The sequence below is a fragment of the Bradyrhizobium sp. CCBAU 11386 genome, from assembly GCF_028128955.1.
GTDB lineage: Bacteria > Pseudomonadota > Alphaproteobacteria > Rhizobiales > Xanthobacteraceae > Bradyrhizobium.
Window position 1 is genome coordinate 1 of the sequence record NZ_LBKA01000180.1, and the last position, 22,442, is coordinate 22,442.

17 protein-coding genes and 2 pseudogenes are annotated in these 22,442 nt (G+C 64.7%); 15 read left to right on the forward strand and 4 right to left on the reverse strand.

Going from position 1 to position 22,442, the window contains the following annotated elements; translation table 11 throughout:
* Nucleotides 1–76: 76 nt before the first annotated feature.
* A pseudogene (locus tag XI09_RS11965) lies at nucleotides 77–1,306 on the forward strand (ATP-binding cassette domain-containing protein); the annotation flags it as partial.
* A 247-nt stretch (nucleotides 1,307–1,553) separates the two neighbouring features.
* On the opposite strand, the gene XI09_RS11970 reads toward XI09_RS11965, so the two are convergent.
* A complete protein-coding gene (locus tag XI09_RS11970; protein ID WP_271567018.1) occupies nucleotides 1,554–2,882 on the reverse strand; it encodes a dicarboxylate/amino acid:cation symporter in 1,329 nt (442 codons plus the stop codon).
* Nucleotides 2,883–3,007: 125 nt separating this feature from the next.
* On the opposite strand from XI09_RS11970, the pseudogene XI09_RS11975 reads away from it, so the two are divergent.
* Nucleotides 3,008–4,288: pseudogene (locus tag XI09_RS11975) on the forward strand (solute carrier family 23 protein); the annotation flags it as partial.
* A 111-nt stretch (nucleotides 4,289–4,399) separates the two neighbouring features.
* Entirely contained in the window at nucleotides 4,400–5,236 is an 837-nt protein-coding gene (locus XI09_RS11980; RefSeq protein WP_271567033.1) for an SDR family oxidoreductase, read from the forward strand.
* A 53-nt stretch (nucleotides 5,237–5,289) separates the two neighbouring features.
* Here the strand turns inward: XI09_RS11980 and XI09_RS11985 are convergent, their stop codons facing one another.
* Nucleotides 5,290–5,550, reverse strand: a complete 261-nt coding sequence (locus tag XI09_RS11985) for a DUF1488 domain-containing protein (RefSeq protein WP_271567019.1) — start codon at nucleotides 5,548–5,550, stop codon at nucleotides 5,290–5,292.
* 733 nt (nucleotides 5,551–6,283) lie between these two features.
* Between XI09_RS11985 and XI09_RS11990 the strand changes: the two genes are divergently transcribed.
* From XI09_RS11990 to XI09_RS12040, 11 genes are all read left to right on the forward strand, one after another.
* Nucleotides 6,284–7,078: a sensor histidine kinase gene (locus XI09_RS11990; RefSeq protein ID WP_271567020.1), complete on the forward strand. Its 795-nt coding sequence runs from the start codon at nucleotides 6,284–6,286 to the stop codon at nucleotides 7,076–7,078.
* 93 nt (nucleotides 7,079–7,171) lie between these two features.
* The gene (locus XI09_RS11995; protein ID WP_271567021.1) at nucleotides 7,172–7,537 is read left to right on the forward strand and encodes a hypothetical protein; all 366 of its coding nucleotides are present in this window, start codon (nucleotides 7,172–7,174) and stop codon (nucleotides 7,535–7,537) included.
* Between the two features lie 136 nt (nucleotides 7,538–7,673).
* The gene (locus XI09_RS12000) at nucleotides 7,674–8,495 is read left to right on the forward strand and encodes an NAD-dependent protein deacetylase (protein ID WP_271567022.1); all 822 of its coding nucleotides are present in this window, start codon (nucleotides 7,674–7,676) and stop codon (nucleotides 8,493–8,495) included.
* A 141-nt stretch (nucleotides 8,496–8,636) separates the two neighbouring features.
* Nucleotides 8,637–10,721: a hydantoinase/oxoprolinase family protein gene (locus XI09_RS12005; RefSeq protein ID WP_271567023.1), complete on the forward strand. Its 2,085-nt coding sequence runs from the start codon at nucleotides 8,637–8,639 to the stop codon at nucleotides 10,719–10,721.
* Nucleotides 10,722–10,723: 2 nt separating this feature from the next.
* Nucleotides 10,724–12,382: a hydantoinase B/oxoprolinase family protein gene (locus XI09_RS12010; RefSeq protein ID WP_271567024.1), complete on the forward strand. Its 1,659-nt coding sequence runs from the start codon at nucleotides 10,724–10,726 to the stop codon at nucleotides 12,380–12,382.
* Between the two features lie 30 nt (nucleotides 12,383–12,412).
* A complete protein-coding gene (locus XI09_RS12015) occupies nucleotides 12,413–13,411 on the forward strand; it encodes a TRAP transporter substrate-binding protein (RefSeq protein WP_271567025.1) in 999 nt (332 codons plus the stop codon).
* 10 nt (nucleotides 13,412–13,421) lie between these two features.
* Nucleotides 13,422–14,015 (forward strand): TRAP transporter small permease subunit, encoded by a 594-nt coding sequence (locus XI09_RS12020; protein WP_271567026.1) that lies wholly within the window; start codon nucleotides 13,422–13,424, stop codon nucleotides 14,013–14,015.
* 31 nt (nucleotides 14,016–14,046) lie between these two features.
* Nucleotides 14,047–15,351, forward strand: a complete 1,305-nt coding sequence (locus tag XI09_RS12025; RefSeq protein WP_271567027.1) for a TRAP transporter large permease — start codon at nucleotides 14,047–14,049, stop codon at nucleotides 15,349–15,351.
* Between the two features lie 321 nt (nucleotides 15,352–15,672).
* Nucleotides 15,673–17,391, forward strand: coding sequence for a pyrroloquinoline quinone-dependent dehydrogenase (locus XI09_RS12030; protein ID WP_271567028.1), 1,719 nt, complete (start codon nucleotides 15,673–15,675; stop codon nucleotides 17,389–17,391).
* Between the two features lie 105 nt (nucleotides 17,392–17,496).
* A complete protein-coding gene (locus tag XI09_RS12035; RefSeq protein WP_271567029.1) occupies nucleotides 17,497–17,823 on the forward strand; it encodes a c-type cytochrome in 327 nt (108 codons plus the stop codon).
* 36 nt (nucleotides 17,824–17,859) lie between these two features.
* Complete coding sequence (locus XI09_RS12040) at nucleotides 17,860–18,627, forward strand: substrate-binding periplasmic protein (RefSeq protein WP_271567030.1); 768 nt, start codon at nucleotides 17,860–17,862, stop codon at nucleotides 18,625–18,627.
* 62 nt (nucleotides 18,628–18,689) lie between these two features.
* On the opposite strand, the gene XI09_RS12045 is transcribed toward XI09_RS12040, so the two are convergent.
* Nucleotides 18,690–19,334, reverse strand: a complete 645-nt coding sequence (locus tag XI09_RS12045; RefSeq protein WP_027545602.1) for a glutathione binding-like protein — start codon at nucleotides 19,332–19,334, stop codon at nucleotides 18,690–18,692.
* Nucleotides 19,335–19,441: 107 nt separating this feature from the next.
* On the opposite strand from XI09_RS12045, the gene XI09_RS12050 reads away from it, so the two are divergent.
* A complete protein-coding gene (locus XI09_RS12050) occupies nucleotides 19,442–20,086 on the forward strand; it encodes a TetR/AcrR family transcriptional regulator (RefSeq protein ID WP_271567031.1) in 645 nt (214 codons plus the stop codon).
* A 174-nt stretch (nucleotides 20,087–20,260) separates the two neighbouring features.
* On the opposite strand, the gene XI09_RS12055 is transcribed toward XI09_RS12050, so the two are convergent.
* Complete coding sequence (locus XI09_RS12055) at nucleotides 20,261–22,228, reverse strand: methyl-accepting chemotaxis protein (protein ID WP_271567032.1); 1,968 nt, start codon at nucleotides 22,226–22,228, stop codon at nucleotides 20,261–20,263.
* Between the last annotated feature and the right edge of the window lie 214 nt (nucleotides 22,229–22,442).

Here is a 22,442-nt window from a genome sequence, read left to right on the forward strand (position 1 = left end):
CAAGCTCGCAAGAAACTTCCTCGCTGGCGCCTTCATCGCCGCAGCCGTAATCTGGTGGCTCAATTGAGTCCGGACCCTAGCGCGCGTCGGGTTCGATCTTGCCCCTGATACGGAGCTGTCCTGCCTGTCCGGCGGCCAGACGACGCGGGTTCGTCTTACTGCGCTGGTGTTCGCCGAGCCCGACTTCCTGCTGCTGGATGAGCCCACCAACAATCTCGACCGGGACGGACGCAAGGCCGTGATCGATCTCCTCGCCGCCTGGCGCGGCGGCGCGATCATCGTCAGCCACGACCGGGGCCTGCTCGAAACGGTGGACGCGATCGTCGAGTTGACGTCGCTCGGAGCAACGCGATACGGCGGCAATTGGAGCCGGTACCGCGAGCAGAAGGCCGTCGAGCTCGCTGCCGTCAGGCACGACCTTGCGCATGCCGAGAGGCGGCTGTCCGAGATCGACGGCAAGGCGCAGGACGCCGTGGAGAGGAAGGCGCGCAAGGACAGCGGCGGCAGGAAGAAGCGTGCCAAGGGCGACATGCCGCGTATCCTGGCCGGCGCGCGCAAGGATCGCAGCGAGGACACCGGCGGAAAGACGGCGCAAGTCGCCGAGCGGCGGCGCGCGGAGGCGCTCGAGGCCGTCGACACGGCGCGCCGGCGCATCGAGATTCTCCAGCCGCTGGCCGTGAAATTGCCGTCGACAAACCTGCCGGCCGGCAGGGAGGTGGTTTGGCTCGACCGGGTCATCGCCGGCTATCATCCGGAGCGCGCAATCCTGCGGGATCTGTCGTTCACGATCGTCGGGCCGGAGCGCGTTGCGGTGGTCGGGCCAAATGGTTCAGGTAAGACGACGCTGCTGAAACTCATTGCCGGCGAGATGTGCCCCCTTGTGGGCACCGTGAGGGTCAGGCCCGACTTCGCGCTGTTCGACCAGAAGGTCGGCCCGCTCGATCCCGCGATCTCGATCCTGGACAATTTCAGGCGTCGCAATCCAAAGGCGGGCACGAATGAGTGCCATGCCGCTCTCGCGCGCTTCATGTTTCGCGCCGACGCTGCCTTGCAGATCGTCGGGAGCCTGAGCGGCGGGCAGCTGCTTCGTGCCGGCCTTGCTTGCGTGTTCGGCGGGATGACGCCGCCCTCACTGCTGATCCTGGACGAGCCGACCAACCATCTGGACATCGCGTCCATCGAAGCCGTCGAAGCAGGCTTGCGGGCGTATGACGGCGCGTTGCTCGTCGTCAGTCATGACGGGGCATTCTTGCAGGCGATAGGGATTACGCGGCGGCTCGATCTTGGCGGTGATCTTGCGAGCTGAAGCCGACCGTCCGGGCCTGCAGAATGATAATGCCGATCCCGGCCACCGGCGGCGCGCCATTCCGGCGCGTCGCCCCTCGCAGCGATTATTAAAAGCCCGACGCCCTGCCCCCAGCGCGTCGGGCGGAAACATTGACTATCAATCGGTGATCCCAACGCCACTGTTGTGACGCGTATCTCACCAATTATCCACTCCGGGAAACTACCGCGTCGGCACCGGGTTGCTCCTGCCGTCGATCTGTGTCGCCTTACGCGCTCCCGCCCGGTTCCAGCGCCTCACCGATCTCCAGCGGATGGGCCATGGTCTCGTGCAGCGCGTCGCGGTCGAGCTCTCCTTCGGAGATGCTGATGACGACGCAGGCGACGCCATTGCCGATCAGATTGGTCAGCGCGCGGCACTCGCTCATGAACTTGTCGATGCCGACCAGGATCGCGATCGACTGGATCGGGATGTCTGGCACGATCGAGAGCGTCGCGGCGAGCGTGATGAAACCGGCGCCGGTCACGCCCGAGGCGCCCTTCGAGGTGATCATGGCGATGCCGAGGATGCCGAGCTCCTGCCAGATCGTCAGATGCGTATTGGTCGCCTGCGCCAGAAACAGCGTCGCCAGCGTCATGTAGATGTTGGTGCCGTCGAGGTTGAAGCTGTAGCCGGTCGGGATGACGAGGCCGACCACCGAGCGGGAGGCGCCGAGATGCTCCATCTTCTGGATCATCTGCGGCAGCACGGTCTCCGATGACGACGTGCCAAGCACGATCAGCAGCTCGTCCTTGATATAGGCGATGAAACGCAGGATCGAGAAGCCGGCGAGCCTTGCGATCGCACCCAGCACGATCAGCACGAACAGGATGCTGGTGAGGTAGAACGTGCCGATCAGGGCGGCGAGGTTGAGCAGCGAGCCGAGGCCATAGGCGCCGACGGTGAAGGCCATCGCGCCGAACGCGCCGATGGGCGCGACGCGCACGATGATGCGGATGATGCCGAAGAACATCTTCGCGGCCTTGTCGACCGCCTCCGCGATCGGCTCGCCGGCCTTGCCGAGGAAGGCGATGGCGAAGCCCGAGAGGATCGAGATCAGGAGCACCTGCAAGAGGTCGCCGCGCGCAATCGCGCCGAGATAGCTGTCGGGGATGATCGCCATCAGGTGGGCGACGATGCCTTCCTCCTTGGCCTTGGTGACATAGGTCGCGACCGATTTCGGATCGATCGTGGCGGGATCGATGTTGAAGCCGTGTCCGGGCTGGAGCACCTCGCCGACCAGGAGGCCGACCGCGAGCGCGACTGTCGAGACCGTTTCGAAATAGATCAGCGACTTCAGCCCAACCCGGCCGACGCGCTTGAGATCGCCCATCGAGGAGATGCCGTGCACCACGGTGCAGAAGATCACCGGTGCGATCATCATCTTGATCAGTGCGATGAAGCCGTCGCCGAGCGGCTTCAGTTCCTTGCCGAGATCGGGATAGAAATAGCCGATGAGTACCCCGAGCGCGATCGCGATCAGAACCTGGATGTAGAGGATCTTGTACCAGGGCTGATGCCGGCGACGGATGGCTGGCTGGATCGCGATCTGTGTCATAATGTAGGCCCCGGAACGTATCGATCTCGCATGATTTGCATCATGTGATGGCCGCCGCAGAAGCAACAATCACATTTTTGTCGGATCGCACGAAGATCGATCGCTGCACCGCAATTGGGGAGAACATGTCGACTGCAACAGGCTCCGACGGGCAGGCGCAAGGCCGTTCACAAGGCTATTTTCCGCGTTGGACGTTGAAGACCTCCGGCGTGATCATGCCCGAGGAGCGGTTGCCCTTGGGCCAGACGATCGTCGCGGGTCTCCAGCACGGCGTCGCGATGTCGGGCGGAACGATCATCGCGCCGCTCTTGATGGGGTTCGATCCCAATGTTGCGCTGCTGTTCTCCGGCATCGGCACGCTGATCTTCTTCGCGGTCGTGGCGGGGCGCGTGCCGAGCTATCTTGGCTCGAGCTTCGCCTTCATCGCCGTCGTCATCGCCGCCACCGGCTATGCGGGGCATGGACCGAACCCGAATCTTTCGGTTGCGCTCGGCGGCATCATCGGGGCCGGCGTGCTCTACGGTGTGATCGCGCTGATCGTGATGTGGTCGGGAGTCGGCTGGGTCGAGCGCCTGATGCCGCCGGTCGTCACCGGCGCCGTGGTCGCGGCCATCGGCCTCAATCTCGCGCCGGTTGCCGTCAAGTCGGTGAGTGCTGGTACGTTCGACACCTGGATCGGGCTTGTGACCGTCCTCGTCATCGGTGTGATCGGCGTTGCGGCGCCGGGGCTGTGGCGCCGGCTGCCGATCATCCTCGGCGCGATCGGTGGATATCTGTTGTACTGGCTGCTCGCCAACGGCTTCGGTCTTGGCAAGCCGATCGACTTCACGGAGCTCGCGGCCGCGCCGTGGATCGGTTTGCCGGCTTTCGCCACGCCGACCTTCCAGGCCGATGCGATCGTCCTGATCGCGCCGGTCGCGCTCATCCTCGTCGCCGAGAATCTCGGACACATCAAGGCCATCGGCGCGATGACGGGGCGCAGCCTCGACCGATTTCTCGGCCGCGCCTTCCTTGGTGACAGTCTTGCCACGATCGCTTCGGCCTGCGGCGGCGGCACAGGCGTCACCACCTATGCCGAGAATATCGGCGTCATGGCGGCGACGAAGGTCTATTCAACGCTGCTGTTCGCCGTCGCCGCCCTGGTGTCGATCCTGCTCGGCTTCTCGCCGAAATTCGGCGCGCTCGTCCTGTCGATCCCGGGTCCCGTCATCGGCGGCCTCTCGATCGTGCTGTTCGGGTTGATCGCCGCGATGGCTGGGTGGATCTGGGTCGAGAACAAGGTCGACTTCGCCAATCCTGCGAACTTGATCACCGTGGCCGTGGCGCTGACCGCGGGCGCGGGCGACCTCACGCTCAAATTCGGCGCGTTCACGATCGGCGGGATCGGAACCGCGACCTTCGGCGCCAGATCCTCACCTCTTCCCTTGCGCAACACGCGGAATGAATCCCAGGGCTGCGCTGGTGGGATGGAACAAAACGTCGCCTCCGTCGATGATGAGGCATTCCGGAGAAAGCTCATGCCACAGACCGACCGCTCGATCCCGTTTCCCTCGCGCCTCGTTGGCCAGTACGCGCTGGTGACCGGCGCCTCGCAAGGCATCGGCCGTGCCGTCGCCATTCGGCTCGCCCAGGAAGGCGCGACCGTCGCCATCAACTATTTCGATCACCTTGGGAAGGCCGAAGAGACGCTCGCGCTCGCGCGGGCGGCATCGGGCGACCGCGGCCACGGCAGGCTCGACCATGTCATCGTCAAGGCCGACATCGGCAACGAGCAGGATATCGCCGCGATGTTCGAGACCGTCCTGGCGCGCTGGAAGCGCCTCGACTGTCTCGTCAACAATGCCGGCTTCCAGCGGGAATCACCGAGCGATGCGCTCGACGTCGAAACCTATCGCCGCATCATTGACGTCAATCTCAACGGCGCCGTGCTCTGCGCGCAGAAGGCCCTGGCGCATTTCGTCGCGCGCGGCGGAGGCGGCAGCATCATCAATTGCTCCAGCGTCCACCAGATCATTCCGAAGCCCGGCTATCTCGCTTATTCGATCAGCAAGGGCGGCATGGCCAATCTGACCCGCACGCTCGCGCTCGAATTCGCCGGGCAAGGCATCCGCGTCAATGCGGTCGGCCCCGGTGCGATCGACACGCCGATCAACGCGGCCTGGACCGGCGAACCGGAAAAGCGCGGCGTCGTCACCAGCCACATTCCCATGGGGCGTGTCGGCACGCCGGAAGAGATCGCCGCCGTGTTCGCCTTCCTCGCCTCGGACGATGCGAGTTACATCACCGGGCAGACGATCTATGCCTGCGGAGGCCTGACGCTGTTCCCCGAGTTTCGCGAGAACTGGGCAAGCTAGAAACGTGGGCTCACGGACAAAGCCACGAACTCTTCACGCTTGTGCCGACCGCTTCAGAAATCTCCTGCGAGCAGGTCGTAGGAGCCTCTGCTGCCGCGCACATACTTCCTGGCCGCGGTGGCACATATCAAGTCGCGATTGCAATCGAACGCGTTCAGGAATCCCGATTCGGTGTCATGGGCGCCCGGTTGAATCCGCTTCAACGCGCCTTCGTCGATGAAGAACGAGGCCTCGATGGCGCTGTCGTGCCCCCAGAATCGCACGGCATGCCGTGTCCGGTCATATGAGCGGCTGTGATTTGGAAAATCGATCATGGTTCGGCCGATCAGGTTGCTGGTGCCGTGCGCCGGCCTTCACGCCGTTTGGGTCGGGGCACGCTGGGTTCCGACGCCCGGCTTGCGTACGTCAGGAACACGGACGTTTCGTCGAGACCCTGACAAGAGCGAGCCGGTTGCGCCTCTTTCAAATGATGCTTTGACAACGAGGTTACAACCGGGTTCGGTGCCGATCGCGACAAATAGTTCTTGGCAAGCCTCGCTATTCGACGAAAGGTGACTATATCCCGTTGATCACCGCTCGCCCCTCGGCCGTTATCGGTGACTGAGAGCATTGCGCTCCCGCCGCGACCAAGAGGCGGTCAATATGTCGGTTTCCCCCGGATTCGTCCTTCGCGAGTGGCTCGTACCTCCGGTCTTGCTGCCGATCTTCTTCGTGCTGTTGATCGCCGCATCCATACTCATACAATGGTAGTCGGTTTCGGCGCGCCATCGCCGTCGGATCAGGCAAGCACCTCATTGGATTCAGTTCAGCCGTCGTTGGCTTGCGAGCTGAGCTCCAGGGCGATCGACGCCCTCCGTCGCGCTCGCGAGATGCCGTCGGGAGACAAGCGCACGGCGGCAATGCGCAGGGCAGCGATCCTTGGAAATGCCGCTGAAATCCACGCGTATTTCTCGGCAACGAAGACGCCGAAGCAAGATCACGACGCCGCTGAAATCCCGCCTTCGTGACGAAACGTTCCACTGAAATCAGGTCCGGCAGCCAACCCTCGTGATACAGTCGCCAACGCTCGAGATCGATCCCCGCACGGGCCAGCACCTCGGCGGCGGAGAATCACATGAGGATGCTCTGGCGGCAGAGAATGTCAGCCTGCGGCTTCTCCTTGCCCAGGCCGAGATCAACACGAGGGGCCTGCTTGCCAGGGCGGGCATCGACGCCAGGGAGCGAGAGACGTCCGAGAAGCTGCAAAAGCTGATCCTTGAAGAGCTGCACCACCGCATCAAGAACACGCTCGCGACCGTCTCCGCCATCGTCTCCCAGAGCTTGCGCGGCGAGCAAGGGTTGGCGCACGCACAGCAAGCCATCGCGGGGCGGCTGCTTGCACTTGGCAGGGCGCACGATCTCCTCGTGCGGGCGAGCTGGTCGAGCGCCGACCTCGGGGCGGTCGTCCGCAGCGCCATAGAAGCTTTCGACGATCCCGCTGAATCGAAGTTCTCGATTTCGGGGCCCGATCTCCGGATCAATTCGGGTGCCGTGGTCGCGGTCGCGATGACGCTCAATGAGCTTTGCACGAACGCCACGAAGTATGGAGCCTTTTCCGCTCCAAAGGGGTGCGTCGATCTCCACTGGACGATCGATCCGCAGACGCAACGCTTGCGCCTGACCTGGATCGAGAAGAATGGTCCGTTGATCCAGTCACGCGCAAAGCGCAGCTTCGGAACGCGATTGATCGAGACGCTGGGTCGCGAACTCCAGGGCGACGTGCAATTGACCTATGCGGAGAGGGGCTTCGCGTACACGTTCGACGCTCCATTGGCTTCTCTGAGTGTCCCGATGCCGGCCTAGCCGGCAGGCTGAAATACGCCGAGACTTTCAACGAAAGGAGGCGGCATGTTCAAATTTCTACAGTATCGTGCAAGAGCGGCCGCGTACGGCGAATTGGCCAGGAGCTCGCCCGGCAAGGATGATACCCGCAAATTCGAGAAGTTGCAGGACAGCCTTGCATCGCGCGCGGACAACGAGCAGGTCCTGGCGGACCAATACGTGGATGCCGTGAATGCCGTGAATGCCGGGGAGACGGAGCGACTGCGCGGCGCAGCCCTCGCGGCGGAGGAAGAGCGTGTCTTGCGGTGTCTCGGCGCGGCCGTCATCATGCAATGGAATTCCCTGCCGACGACGCTTCAGCGGGAGATCTTCGACACCGCCGGATCGGTCGGAACATTGTTGGACACGGCGGCGCTCCGTGGGCAGATAGCCCGGTTTCTTCACAAGCATAGGCATGACACCGATCCCAGCAAGATCTGACGGGTGATGCGTTCGGACAGGACAGCGAGCATTCGCCGCCAGCATTGCTCCGGCACGGATCAACCCGTCGCCGGCCTCGGGCCGCCGGTCCGGGAGTGATCTGGCAAAATGTCGCGGCGCGGACTACATCTGCGCCATGTCAAATGCTCCCCTGGCAAACCAACCGCTCCAGGATTTCATCGGCCGGCACGAACGTCTGTTCGTGCTGACCGGCGCCGGCTGTAGCACCAATTCGGGCATTCCCGACTATCGCGACAGCCACGGCAACTGGAAGCGGACCCAGCCGGTCAATTTCCAGGCCTTCATGTCGGAAGCGCATACGCGCCGGCGCTATTGGGCGCGCAGCCTGATCGGCTGGCGGCGGTTCGGCCAGGCGAGGCCGAACGATGCGCATCATGCGCTGGCCCGGCTCGAGGCGAACGGGCGGTGCGGGATGCTGCTGACCCAGAATGTCGACCGGTTGCATCAGTCCGCCGGCCACCGGCAGGTGATCGACCTGCATGGCCGGCTCGATCTGGTCCGCTGCATGGGCTGCGGGGCGAAGACGCCGCGCAACGAATTCCAGGATACGCTCGGCCGCGCGAATGCAGAATGGCTCGCGCTCGATGCCGCGGATGCGCCTGACGGCGATGCCGATCTGGAGCACGCGGATTTTTCCTCGTTCAAGGTGCCCGCCTGCGAAGCCTGCGGCGGCATCCTCAAGCCCGACGTCGTGTTCTTCGGCGAGAACGTACCGCGCGACATCGTCACCACCGCACAGGACCATCTGTCGCAGGCTGACGCGATGCTGATCGTCGGCTCCTCGCTGATGGTCTATTCCGGTTTCCGCTTCGTGCAGGCTGCCGCGCAGCGGCAGATCCCGATCGCCGCGGTCAATCTCGGGCGCACCCGCGCCGACGATCTCCTCACGCTCAAGGTCGAGGAGCGCTGCGAAGCGGCGCTTGCATTCCTGCTCTGATCGCCCGCGAGGCGAACGCGCCTTGCCTATTGCATGGGTGCCAAGCAGAATAGCCGGGCGCGGCGTTGCCGGCATGTCTGATGGCACGGAAATTGCTGCGTTTTTGTCCCCAGTCTTGACGATCAGCACGGAGAATTTGGAATGCTTGAGGGAGCCGAGGTGCGGCTTGCCGTTGATATCGGTGGCACGTTCACCGACATCGTGCTGGACGTGGGTCAGGACCGCAAGACGCGCAAGGTGTTGACGACGCCGCAGCGGCCCGAACAGGCGGTGCTGGACGGGATGCGTCTCATTCTCACCGACGCGCGCGCCCATATCAGCGACATCGACGTCTTCATTCACGGCACCACGCTCGCGACCAACGCGATCATCGAGCGCCGCGGCGCCAAGACGGCGCTGATTGCGACCGAGGGATTTCGCGACGTGCTCGATATCGGCACCGAGAGCCGCTACGACCAATACGATCTCGCCATCGACAAGCCGAAGCCGCTGGCGCCGCGCAGCCTGCGCTTCACCGTGCCCGAACGCATCGACGCGCACGGCGCCGTCCGTCTCCCGCTCGACGAAGCTTCGGTGCGGGCACTCGCGCCAAAATTGCGTGAGTTGAAGGTCGAAAGCGTCGCGATCGCCTTCCTGCACTCCTACGCCAATCCCGAGCACGAGCGCCGCGCGGCCGCGATCCTCAGCGAGGAGATGCCCGGCGTTTCCGTGACGGTGTCATCGGCCGTGTGTCCGGAAATCCGCGAATATGAGCGCACGTCCACCGCGGTCGCGAACGCCTATGTACAACCGCTGATCGACGGCTATCTCGCCCGCATGGCCGATGCCCTGCAGGTCGAGCAGTTCCGCGGTGCCATCTATCTCGTCACGTCCGGCGGCGGCGTCACCTCGATCGAGACGGCGCGGCGCTTTCCCGTGCGTCTCGTCGAGTCCGGTCCTGCCGGCGGTGCGATCTTCGCGGCGCAGATCGCAGCGCGTCTCGGCGAGAGCAAGGTGCTCTCCTTCGACATGGGCGGCACCACCGCAAAAATCTGCCTGATCGAAAAATACCAACCGGAGACCTCGCGCGTGTTCGAGGTCGATCGCGCCGCGCGCTTCCTGAAAGGCTCCGGCCTGCCCGTGCGCATTCCCGTGATCGAGATGGTCGAGATCGGCGCCGGCGGCGGCTCGATCGCGCATGTCGATGCGATGAAGCGCGTCACCGTCGGCCCCGAGAGCGCGTCGTCGGAGCCGGGCCCGGCCTGCTATGGCCGCGGCGGCCAGCGTCCGGCCGTGACCGATGCGGACGTTGCGCTCGGCATGATCGATCCCGACGCCTTCGCGGGTGGCACGATCAAGCTCGACCCTGAACTCTCGAAGCAGGCGCTGCTGCGCAGCGTCGGCGAGCCGCTGGGCCTGTCGGCGGAAACCGCGGCCTATGCCGTGCACGAGGTCGTCTGCGAGAACATGGCGAGTGCGGCACGCGTGCATGCGGTCGAGCGCGGTGCCGTGGTCGGCCAGCATACGCTGATCGCCTTCGGCGGTGCCGCGCCGCTGCATGCGGCGCGCGTCGCCGAGAAGATCGGTGTCTCCCGGGTGATCGTGCCGTCGAATGCCGGCGTCGGCTCGGCGGTCGGATTTTTGGCGGCTCCCATCGCTTACGAACTGGTGCGCAGCCGTCACGTCCGGCTCGACGATTTCGACACCGGCGCGGTCTCCGACCTCTTGCAGGAGATGGCGACCGAGGCGCGTGCGCTGGTCGAGCCCGGTGCTGCCGGCGCGCCGGTGCGCGAACGCCGCGCGGCCTTCATGCGCTATGTCGGTCAGGGCCACGAGATCAGCGTCGAGCTGCCGAACCGGCCGCTGACATCAGCCGATCTCGCCGGCCTGCGCCAGAAGTTCGAGGCTGATTATTCGGCGATGTTCGAGCGCCCGATCCCGGGTGCTGCGATCGAGGTCCTGAGCTGGTCGGTGCTTGCCACCACCGAGCCGCGCAATCCGTCCATCGTCGCGGCCGTTGCACGCATGCCTGCGGGCAAGGCGTCCGGCAGCCGGAAATTCTTCGACGGCCGGGCTGGAGAGGTGATCGAGATCCCGCTCTATCGCCGCGAGGACATGGCGCCGGGCGCGACGATCGCGGGTCCCGCGGTGATCGCCGAGGACGAGACCTCGACTTTCGTCTCCACCAGTTTTGACGCCCATATCGACGGTGCCGGCAGCATCGTCATGGAACGGAAGGCGGCCTGATCATGAGCAAGGCAAGCGGCGCGAGCCTGATCGACCTTCAGATCATGTGGCACCGGCTGATCGCCGTGGTCGAGGAGCAGGCGCAGGTGCTGCTCCGCACCGCGTTCAGCCCGATCGTGCGCGAATGCGGCGATCTCTCGGCCGGCGTGTTCGACCTCAAGGGGCGGATGCTGGCGCAGGCGGTGACGGGTACGCCCGGTCACGTCAACTCGATGGCGGAATCGGTCAAGCACTTCATCGACCGCTTCCCGATCGAGACGATGAAGGAGGGCGACGCCTACATCACCAACGATCCCTGGATGGGCACAGGCCATCTCAACGACTTCGTCGTCACCACGCCCTGCTTCAAGGACGGCAAGCCGGTCGCGCTGTTCTCCTGCACCAGCCATCTCATGGACATCGGCGGCATCGGCTTCGGGCCCGATGCCACCGACGTGTTCATGGAAGGGCTCTACATCCCGATGCTGAAGCTGATCGACCAGGGCGTCGTCAACGAGACGCTGATGGCGATGATCCGCACCAACACGCGGCTGCCGATCGACACCGAGGGCGACACCTATTCGCTGGCCGGCTGCAACGACGTCGGCTGCGAGCGCCTGGTCGAGATGATGACCGAGTTCGGCATCGACACGCTGGACGAGCTCGGCGACTACATCTGCGACCGCTCGCGCGAGGCCGTGCTGGCCGAGATCGCCAAGCTGCCGAAGGGCAGCTGGCGCAACACCATGGTCGTTGACGGCTACGACGCGCCGGTGACGCTGGCCGCAACGCTGACGATCTCGGATCAAGGCATTCACGTCGATTTCGACGGCACCTCGGCCGCCTCGAAGTTCGGCATCAACGTGCCCTTGTCCTACACCACGGCCTACACCGTGTTCGGCCTCGGCTGCGTCGTCGCCTCGCAGATCCCGAACAATGCCGGTTCGCTCTCGCCGCTGACGGTGTCGGCACCTGCCGGCGCGATCCTCAATGCGCCGAAGCCCGCGCCGGTCGCCTCGCGCCACATCATCGGCCAGATGCTGCCCGACGTGGTGTTCGGCTGCCTGCGCCAGATCATTCCCGAGCGCGTGCCGGCGGAAGGCACCTCGTGCCTGTGGAATCTCAACGTGCGCGGACAGACGCGAAGTGGAGTCGGCGGCAATTACGGGTTCTCGATGGCGGTCACCTCCAATGGCGGCACCGGTGCGCGCTTCGGCAAGGATGGCCTGTCGGCCACCGCCTATCCCAGCGGCGTGCGCGGCACGCCGGTCGAGATCGCGGAAACACAGACGCCGCTGATCTTCTGGCGCAAGGAGCTGCGCCCGGATTCCGGCGGGGCAGGGCGCACCCGCGGCGGCCTCGGCCAAATCATCGAGGTCGGCAGCGGCGTCGACGCGCCGTTCGACATTCTGGCAGCGTTCGATCGTATCGATCATCCGCCGCGCGGCCGCGACGGCGGCCGGAACGGCGAGGCCGGCTATGTCGGCCTGAAATCCGGCAAGAAGCTGCGTGGCAAAGGCTTTCAGCAGGTGCCGCCGGACGATCGGCTTGTGGTGCTGACGCCCGGCGGCGCCGGCATCGGCGATCCGGCCGAGCGGGCGCGCGCGGCCGTCAATGACGACATCGAAAGCGGCCTTGTGTCTGCGGACAACGCGGTTGCGGTTTATGGGTACACGCGGTGACGCGTCAGGCGTAGTGAACGGAGGGGCTCAATGATCACGCGACGGAACTTCACCGCAGGCGCAGCGACGCTGCTCGCCGCCGGCCACATCTCGACCCGCGCGCGGGCCGCGACGACAAGCTGGGACATGTCGACGGTCTGGCCCGACGGCAACTTCCACACCCAGAATGCGATGGCCTTCGCCGAGGAGGTGAAGAAGCAGACCGGCGGCACGGTCAACATCACCGTGAAGGCCGGCGGCCAGCTCGGCTTCAAGGGCCCCGAGCACTTACGCGCCGTGCGCGATGGCCTCGTGCCGCTCGCCGATGTTCTCAACATCCAGCAGGTCGGCGATGAGCCCTTCATGGGCGTCGAGAGCATCCCGTTCCTGTGCGGCTCGATGGACGAGCTCAAGGTGCTGCACAAATATCTGCGGCCCGAATACGAGAAGGTCGCCGCGCGCAACAACCAGAAGATCCTCTATATCGTGCCGTGGCCGACGCAGTATCTGCATCTCAAGGTCAAGGTCGCCGACGTCGAGGGCCTGAAGAACATCAAGATCCGCGTGCCCGACAAGAACGCCGTCGACATGCTGGCGGTGGTCGGCATGGCGCCGGTGATGATCCCCTGGGGCGAGACGATCCCCGCGCTGGCGTCGGGGGCTGTCTCGGGCGTCTCCACCTCGGCGGTGTCGGGCGTCGACGGCAAGTTCTGGGAATTCTTGAAGTACATCTACCCGACCAACCACGTCTGGTCGTCGCAGATGCTCACGGTCAATCTCGACTCGTGGAAGGCGCTCAGTGCGGATCAGCAACAGCTCGTCTCCGGCGTCGCCGCCAAGATGGAGCCGGGTTTCTGGGCGAACTCGCTCAAGGCCGACGTCGACAGTCTCAACCGCCTCAAGGAAGGCGGCATGGAGGTGATCCCGGTCTCGGATGCGATGATAACCGACATCCGCAGCAAGACCGCGCCACAGCTCGACGCCTTCCTCAAGCGTGTGCCGGCGGCCGACAAGCCGGTGCGGGCCTATCTCGCCGAAATGAAGCGCTGAGGACGAGGTTGTGACAAGCGTCCTTCCCGCAGCTCCGCAAAGCCTCAATGCAGCGGCGCCGGCGCCGCTGCGCATCCTGCTCGACGGCATCGACCGTCTCGGCCGGCTCGACGGCTGGATCGGCGGCGGCTGCCTCTTGACGCTCACGCTTCTGATGCTGTGCGAGGTCGCAACCCGCTTCCTCTCGAATTTCCTGCCGTTCTTCCCGCCCACCATCTCGATCGCGTGGGAATATTCCTCCTATCTGATGGCGGCGTCGTTCACCTTCGGTGCCGCCATGACCCTGCGCGTCGGCGGCCACATCCGCGTCGTGCTGCTCCTGAAGAACGTGCCGGCGCCGGTGCAGCGCGCGCTCGAGATCCTCTCCGCAGCGGCCGGCTTCGCCTTCATGGCGTTCCTGACCTCCGCGATGGCGAAGTTCGCCTACGGCGCCTATGTGCGCGGCCAGGTCTCGACCTCGAGCGATACGCCGCTGTGGTTTCCGGAAGCCGTCGTCACCTTCGGCATGCTGCTGCTCACGCTCCAGTTCCTGGCGCGCGCGATCCAGGCCGCGCTCGGTCTGCCGCTGGAGGATCACCGCATGAAGGCCTCCCCCGTCGAATGACCGCCTGGCCCGCCAACGGATTCAAGATCGCATGACCATCGAAGTCGCCGCCCTGTTCGCGATCCTGTTTGCACTGCTGGCCTGCGGTGTGTGGATCGGCCTCACGCTCGCGCTCACCGCGACGCTGCTGCTGGCGATGTTCCGCTCGATCCCGCTCGACAAGCTGTTGCCGCAATACGCCTGGAACATCCTGACGACGCAGGAGCTGTTGGCGCTGCCGCTGTTCATCCTGATGGGCGAGCTATTGTTCCGCACCCGCCTGTCGCGCTCGCTGTTCCAGGGACTTGCGCCCTGGGCCGGGCTGCTGCCGGGCCGCCTGCTGCATGTGAACGTGATCGGCTGCACCATCTTCGCGGCGATCTCGGGCTCGTCCGCGGCGACCACGCAGGTGATCGGCCGCATGTCGCTCAACGAGCTCTTGCGCCGCGGCTATTCCCGCGACATCGCGATCGGCTCGCTCGCCGGCGCCGGCACGCTCGGCTTCCTGATCCCGCCGTCCAACATCATGATTATCTACGGCGTGCTCGGCGACGTTTCCATTCTCAAGCTCTTTACGGCGGGCGTGCTGCCCGGCCTGCTGCTCGCCGCCACCTTCATGGGCTGGGTGATGCTGCACACGACGCTCAAGCCCTCCATGGTGCCGGAGACGGAGGCAAAGCTCTCGCAGGTGCCGTGGGGCGAACGCTTCGCCGCGCTGAAGGACCTCGCGCCGGCGCTGTTCCTGATCGCCTGCGTGCTCGGCTCGATGTATGGCGGCCTCGCGACGCCGTCGGAAGCCGCCGCCGTCGGCGTGCTCGGGGCGGGGCTGGTGGCCTGGGCGCAAGGCTCGATGTCGCAGCAGGTGATGCGCGACGTGCTGATCGGGTCGGTCGTGACCTGCTCGATGATCGCGCTGATCGTGCTCGGCGCCTCGATCCTCGGCAACGCCGCAGCGTTCCTCGGCATTCCTCAGGCGGTGGCCGCCTTCGTCAAGGGCCTCGGCCTGTCGCCGTTCATGCTGATCGTGGTGCTGATCATCTTCTACCTGATCCTCGGCTGCTTCCTCGACGGCTTCTCAATGATCGTGATGACGCTGCCGATCGTGCTGCCGATCGTGAAGGGCGCAGGTTTCGACGAGATCTGGTTCGGTATCTTCCTCGTGCTCGCCGTCGAGATGGCGCAGATCACCCCGCCGGTTGGCTTCAACCTGTTCGTCATCCAGGGCCTGACCGAAGACGGCCTCGGCTATATCGCGCGCGTCACGATGCCGTATCTCGTGATCATGGTCGGCTTCGTGCTGCTGCTGACGCTGTGGCCCGGGATCGTCACGATCCTGCCGCGGGTGCTGTACGGCTAGCTCGTTTCGCTCCGGGATGGGTCGGTAGAGATCGAACGGTCAGCGCCGCTGTCATTTCAATTCGCCTCGCGCGTCAATTCGCCCCCTGAGCGCATTCCGCCTTTGCACGTCCTGTGATCCGTCGTACGCTGTGCGAGCAGAAGTGCGACAGCAATCACGCCAGTGAACGTGGCTCCTTTGGCGATATGCGCCGAGAGAGGGGACATCTGTTGGCAGCTCATGTCCGATGGAGGGAAATCGACGCGTACTGAACTGCAAACATCCCTCGCAGCGGCGCTTACGAGACGCAATCAACAACCACAAAAGCGGGAGGAAGTGCATATGAGGAAGCAGTGGCTCAGCTCTGGCTTGCCTGTCCTTGTCGTTGCGACACTTGCAGTGTCGGCGGCGTTGGCTCAAGCCGTGGATACGGCCCGGATCGAGGCGGCCGGTCAGAACGATTGGCTCACCTATCACGGTTCCTACAAGTCGCATCACTACAGCCCGCTCGCGCAGATCAATGCGAACAATGTCGGCAATCTGAGCGTAGCCTGGATGCACATTCCCGGACGATCGACGCGCGGCCTCCAGTCGATGCCGCTCGTAGCCGATGGCGTGCTCTATTACTCGGGTTCTTACAGCCGGGTGTTTGCGCTGAACGGTGCGACGGGCGAGGTCATCTGGTCGTTCTTTCCGGAGCTGGATGAGGCGCTCATCAGCCGACAGACCCACTCTCCCTACAACCGTGGCGTAGCTCTGGGTGAAGGCAAGGTCTTCGTCGGCACGATGGATGGTCGTCTTTTCGGTCTGGATGCAAAGTCGGGAAAGGTCCTCTGGGAGACCAGGCTGATCGACTCGCAGAAGCTCACGGTCGGTTTCACCGGGGCGCCGCTTTACGCGAAAGGGAGCGTGATCATCGGCTCGCAAGGTGGCGAATGGCCGGGCCGTGGCCCGATCTTCGCCGTCGACGCCACCACCGGAAAGAAGAAGTGGGAGTTCCTGACGGTCGCAGGCACCGACGAGGCCATGAAGAGCTGGGGCAACGATTCCTGGCGCACCGGCGGTGGTGGCGGCTGGATGCCGGGGACCTACGATTCCGAGACCAACACCATCCTGTGGGGCACCGCGAACCCGGCGCCGCTCTATGATTGGTCGGGCGCCGACTACAAGACGCAAGGTGCGCGTCCCGGCGACAATCTCTATACGAGCTCGGTGATCGGTCTCGACATCGATACCGGCAAGCTGAAATTCTACCATCAGGAACTGCCGCACGACGCCTGGGACTTCGACAGCGCCGTCGGCGAGTTCGTGATGCTCGAACGCGACGGCCAGAAATACGTGGTTCATCCGAACAAGGGCGGCTTCGTCTTCGTCTACGACCGCAATCTCGGCGTGAAGAACGTCTGGCGGCTGGTTGAGAACATCAACTTCGTCAAGGATATCGATCCCAAGACCGGCGCGCTGATTGGTCGACGCGATTTCGCGGCCGGGAAAGTCGCTGAACCGCCGCTGTGTCCGTTCATCGGCGGCGGCGTCAGCTGGAATGCCGGCTCATACAGCCCGAAGACCGGTCTCTACTACAAGATCGGCCAGGAATGGTGCATGACGCTGGAAGTCCAGAAGACGACGCCGGTCACCACGCCGCAGGTCCAGCTCAACATCGGCGCCGACTTCAAGATGGCGCCTCCTCCAGGCGGCGAGATCTACGGACATCTTGACGCGCGCGATCCCATAACGGGAGCGAAGAAATGGGAGGTCCGCTATCCCGAGCCGCCGCTTGGGAGTGTACTGTCGACCGCGGGCAATCTCGTGTTCGTGCCCGACTCCCGCGGCGTCCTTCACGCCTACGATGCCGAAACCGGCGCCGAGCTGTGGAAACACAACAATGGCACCGGCCATCAAGGCGGCATCGTCAGCTACTCCGTCGGGGGCAAGCAATATATCGCAGTGGTCGCGGGCTTTGGCGGGATGCTGGCGGATGAATATGCGCCGAACTTCGGCGGCGCCTACAAGAGCATGCCGCGTGACGACGGCGCGCTCATCGTCTTCAGCCTGAAATAGTCTGCCGCAAACCTTCGATCGGGGCGCGGGCGCAGGCCCGCGCCCCGATCGATCGAAGCGACGACGCGTGATTTCAGGAATGGAGCGGACGTGTTGAGACTGCATTTGAAAACGATTCCTGCGGGACTGGGTGCCGCGCTGCTGTGCGCTGTGATCGCTCAGGCACAATCCACCACGCCCGCGCCCGAGAACGGGACGTTCGAGGTCGAGCAGGTGTTCGCGGGGACTTGCGGCTTCTGCCACTCCAACGGTGGCCGGGCGCCCGGCAAGGGGCCGCAGCTGATGAATTCGCCGCGCGACGACGACTTCATTCGCGACCGCATCAAGCACGGCAAGCAAGGAGCGATGCCGGCATTCGACGGCGCCTTCACCGACGCCCAGATCGACCAGATCGTCAAATACATCCGCGCCTTGAAACCGCGCGACGGCTGAAGCGCACGGCGCGATCCATCCAGATGAGAACGCCGAATGAAGGCATTTGTCCCGCTCGTTGTCGCTGCCGCCATCGGACTATCCGGACCGGTGCAGGCGCGAACCCTGGACGCGATCCGCTCGAGCGGCGCGATCGGGCTGTGCGCGCATCCCAACTCGCTTCCCTTTGCGCGCAAGGCGGGCGATCCGCCCGGCTTTCAGGTCGAGCTCGGTCGGGCGCTGGCACGCGAGCTCGGTGTCTCGCTGCGGGTCGACTGGATCATCACGCAGTACCAGATGCGCAGTGCCGGCTGCGACATTCTTCTGGACGTCATCGCCGATCGCGAAGCACAAGGCGAAACACGCCTGAGGATATCGAAACCGTACTATCGCACGGGCGTCGCGCTCGCGGTGCCGTCATCCAGCACGCTCACCTCGTTCAAAAGCCTCAACGAGGCCACCAAAGTGGGAGTGCAGGTTGGATCGGTCGCGGCCATGATCATCGGTCAGCGGCGCGTGCCTACATCGACCTTCGGCTTCGAGAGTGACAGCCTCGACGCCGTGTCGAATCATGAGATCGATGCCGCAGCGGTCACCCCCACTGTGGCGAGCTATTTCAATCTGACGCATCCAGACAAGACGCTCCGGATCCTGGATCGCGACGAGAGCGTGGCCGATCTTAACTGGAATGTCGCCGTCGGCATGATTCGCCCCGATGATACGTTGCGCGAAGCCATCGACGAAGCGGTGGAACGGCTGCGAAGCGACGGCACGATCGATCGGATCTACGGTCGCTACGGGGTCGTGCTGCAGGCGCCGAGATAGTCGAATTGCAACGAAGGAGCGACGTCGTCCTGGCTCAGCCGGAACGACGTCGCCGCCTTGCCTTAAGCCGCCGCCTTCTTCCTGGCGAGTTCGGCCTTGTACAGCTCGAACTCTTCCGCGATCGCCTTTGCGACCGAGGGCCGCTGGCGCAGGCGTTCGTAATAGGCCTTCACGTTCGGCCATTTGGCGAGCTCGATCGGCGGTGTCGCCATGGTCCAGTTGATGACCGTGACGAGATAGGCATCGGCCACGCTGAAATGGTCGAGCAGGAAGTCGCGTCCCTTCAGGTAGTTGTCGAGATAGTCGAGCCGCGACAGGTTCTTCTCCAGCGCGTAGGCCTTGGTCTCCTGCGGCGCCTTGCGGTCCAGCACGGGAATGAACAGCCCCTTGTGCAGCTCGGTGCCGATGAAGCAGAGCCATTGGTGCAGTCGCGTGCGCTCGATGCCCGCCGCGGCGCCGAGGCCGGATTGCGGGAAGCGGTCGGCGACATATTGCAGGATCGCCGCGTTCTCGGTCAGCACCACGCCCTCGTCGGTGCGCAGCGTCGGCACGAGACCGATCGGGTTCACGGTGCGGAAATCGGTACCGTCGTTCAGGACCTTCTTGGTCGGTGGATCGACTTCGAGATAGTTCGCGTCGGCGCCGGCTTCATACAGCGCGACGCGGGTCGCCATGGAGCAGGCGAGCGGCGAGAAATAGAGATCCATCTGTAGCCTCCTTGGGCAGTTCCTCTTTCGGGTATCGCTCAACCTGGCCAGATTGATTTTTGTACCATCTTGCATAATATGGCGGGGGTCAAGGATTAATTTGCGAAATGGTACAAAAATCGAAGCCGCCAATTGCTGCCAATGAGCCGAAGCGCCGCGGCCGTCCGCGGGCCTATGAGCCCGAGGTCGCGCTCGGCAAGGCGCTCGACCTGTTCCGCAGGCAGGGCTTTGCCGCGACCTCGCTCGACGATCTGAGCGAAGCGACCGGCATGAACCGGCCGAGTCTTTACGGGGCCTTCGGCGACAAGCGCGAGCTCTACATCAAGAGCTACCAGCGCTACCGCGAGGAAGCGCGGGCATCCATGGCCGCGATCTTTCGCGAGGAGATGCCGCTGCGCCAGCGGCTGGAGCGCATCTTCGCCTCCGCGCTGAACATCTATCTCTCCGGCGAGACGGGTCCGCGCGGCTGCTTCACGGTGGTGACGGCGGCGTCCGAAGCGGTTGGTGATCCCGACATCCGCGCCATGGTGCTCGACGGCCTCACCGAACTCGACAAGGCGTTTGCGAGTTGCTTCCGCCGCGCCAGGGAGAAGGGCGAACTGCCGGAGAGCGCGGACCCGGCCGTGCTGGCCCAGCTCGCATCAGCGACAGTGCACTCGATCGCCATCCGCTCGCGCGCGCGCGTATCACGGAAAGATATGGAAGCGATCGTGAAGGGGGCGATTGATGTGATGGTGGGGGTCAAGCCCTAGCTGTCGTCCCGGACAAGCGCAGCGAAGCGGAGCGCCGATCCGGGACCCATAACCACAGGGCGTGGTTTGGCGAAGACTCGGAGTTATCAGTCTCGCGCCACAACTTCTCCCTGGGGTTATGGGTCCCCGCCTTCGCGGGGACGACAGCGAGAATGTAGCGCGATCCTTCGCCGATTACGCTGCCCGGATATGTGCCAGAAAGCGATCGACCTCGTCGCGCAGGCGTTGCGACTGCTTCGACAGCTCGATCGCGGAGCCCAGCACTTCCTCGGCTGCCGTGCCGGTCGCGGCGATGCCGGCGGTGACGCCGGAGATGTTCTGCGAGACTTCGCCGGTGCGGGCGGCGGCCTGCTGGACGTTCTGCGCGATCTCCTGTGTCGCGGTGCCCTGCTGGCCGACGGCGGCGGCAATCGCGGCCGAGATTTCGTCGACCTGCTGGATCGTCGCGCAGATCGACTGGATGCCGTCGACCGCGCCGGTCGTCTCGCCCTGCACCGCCGTAACCTGCGCGCCGATCTCTTCGGTTGCCTTCGCGGTCTGGGTCGCCAGCGCCTTCACTTCGGAGGCGACCACGGCAAAGCCGCGACCGGCTTCGCCCGCGCGCGCCGCTTCGATCGTCGCATTGAGCGCCAGCAGATTGGTCTGGCCCGCAATGCCATTGATGAAGGAGACGACGTCGCCGATCTTCTGCGCGGCATCCGCCAGGCTCTGCACCCGCGCATTCGATTGCCGTCCGTCGCTCGCGGCCTTGCCGACCACTTCGGTCGCGTGCGCAAGCCGCCGGCTGATCTCGGTCATCGACGAGGACAATTCCTCCGCGGCGGCCGCGACCGTCTGCACGTTCTCCGAGGCCAGCGCCGAGGCCGACGACACCGTGCGGGTCTGCTCGCGCGACTGCTCGACGATATCGGACATTGAGCGCGCCGTGTGCTCCATCTCGACCGCGGCCGCAGACACCGTGGTGACGACCTCGCGGATGCTGGCCTCGAAATTGTCGGCGAGTGCGGCGAAGGCGCGGCGCTTCTCCGCTTCGGACTGCGCCTTGGCCTCGAGCTGCTCGGCCTGGAGCTTGCCGAAATTCACCGCATTGTCGCGGAACACCGCGACCGCCTTCACCATCGCGCCCACTTCGTCATTCGACTTGCTGGTGGGTACAGTGACGTCGAGACGTCCGTCCGCGAGCTCGCGCATCACGTTCGTGATCGACAGGATCGGGCGCGAGATGCTGCGGGCGATGAGATAGCCGACGATCGCCGCCAGCACGAGCCCGAGCGCGGCGATTCCGATCGCCAGCAGCCATGCCCGATCGGCGGAGGCCTCGTAATCGGCATTGTCCATGACGAGCTCGACCGCGCCGAGCGGCTTTCCGGAAAAGTCCCTGATCGGTCCGAGCAGCGCGGCGACCGGCGTGGTGTCGAGCTTGGCCTGTCGCACCGTGAAGCTGCCCTCGGCGGCACGGCCGTAATCGGCGGCATCGAAGAAGCTCTTGCCCTTCAGCGTGCCGCCGAACAGCTTGAAGCCCGAACCGTCGGCGAGATGGAAGGCGACGTCGACATGGCGGTTGTTCCTGAAATCGTCGAGGAAAGGCTGGCCGAAGGTCAGGCCGAATTCGACCGTGCCGAGATGCTTGCCACCTTGCGCGATCGGCACCACGCCGCGGATGCCGAGCCCGGCCACGCCGCCCTCGAGCCCGACCACGACCTTGCGGTCCTGGTTGGCGACGACGACGGTCTTGCGGAAGCCGGAGAGGTCGTCGCCGAATTTGGCCGGCTGGTGCACGCGCAGGTAAGACGTCGCCGGCGGCACGTGGAACTGGAACTGGTCGACGCCGTAGTCGGATTTGATGGCCGTGAACACCGGCCCGAACAGGCGCACCAGCGTCTCGCGGTCCTGCTTCGCCATCGCCTCCTGCGTCGCCGGCATCGCGGCCACCACGGCGCTCATCGCGGCGGCGCGGTGCGATTCCTCGGCGATGCGCGATTGCAGGGCGTCGTAATGGCTGCGCAGCTCGCGCTGGTCGGCGCGGTCGATGATGCCGGCGATGATCCACATCGCGCCCAGCACAGCAAACAGCGCGGTCGCCGCCGCCGTCACCGCCAGCGCAACCGTGATCCGCATCCTGAGGCCGAGGCTCGTCCGCATGTCCGACTCGTTCTTTGAGCGTTGGTTAACAACGCTTATCAACTTCTCGCTAAGAGAGGGTGAACGGGATACCGGCGGAGCGGGGGTGGTTGTGGGGGGCCGGACTACCCGCCCAAACAAAGCTGTCGTCCCGGCGAAGGCCGGGACCCATACCGCGGAATCCATCGATGGTCGTCGGTCGCAGTACCGAACTACGATCCTCTGCCAAACGACG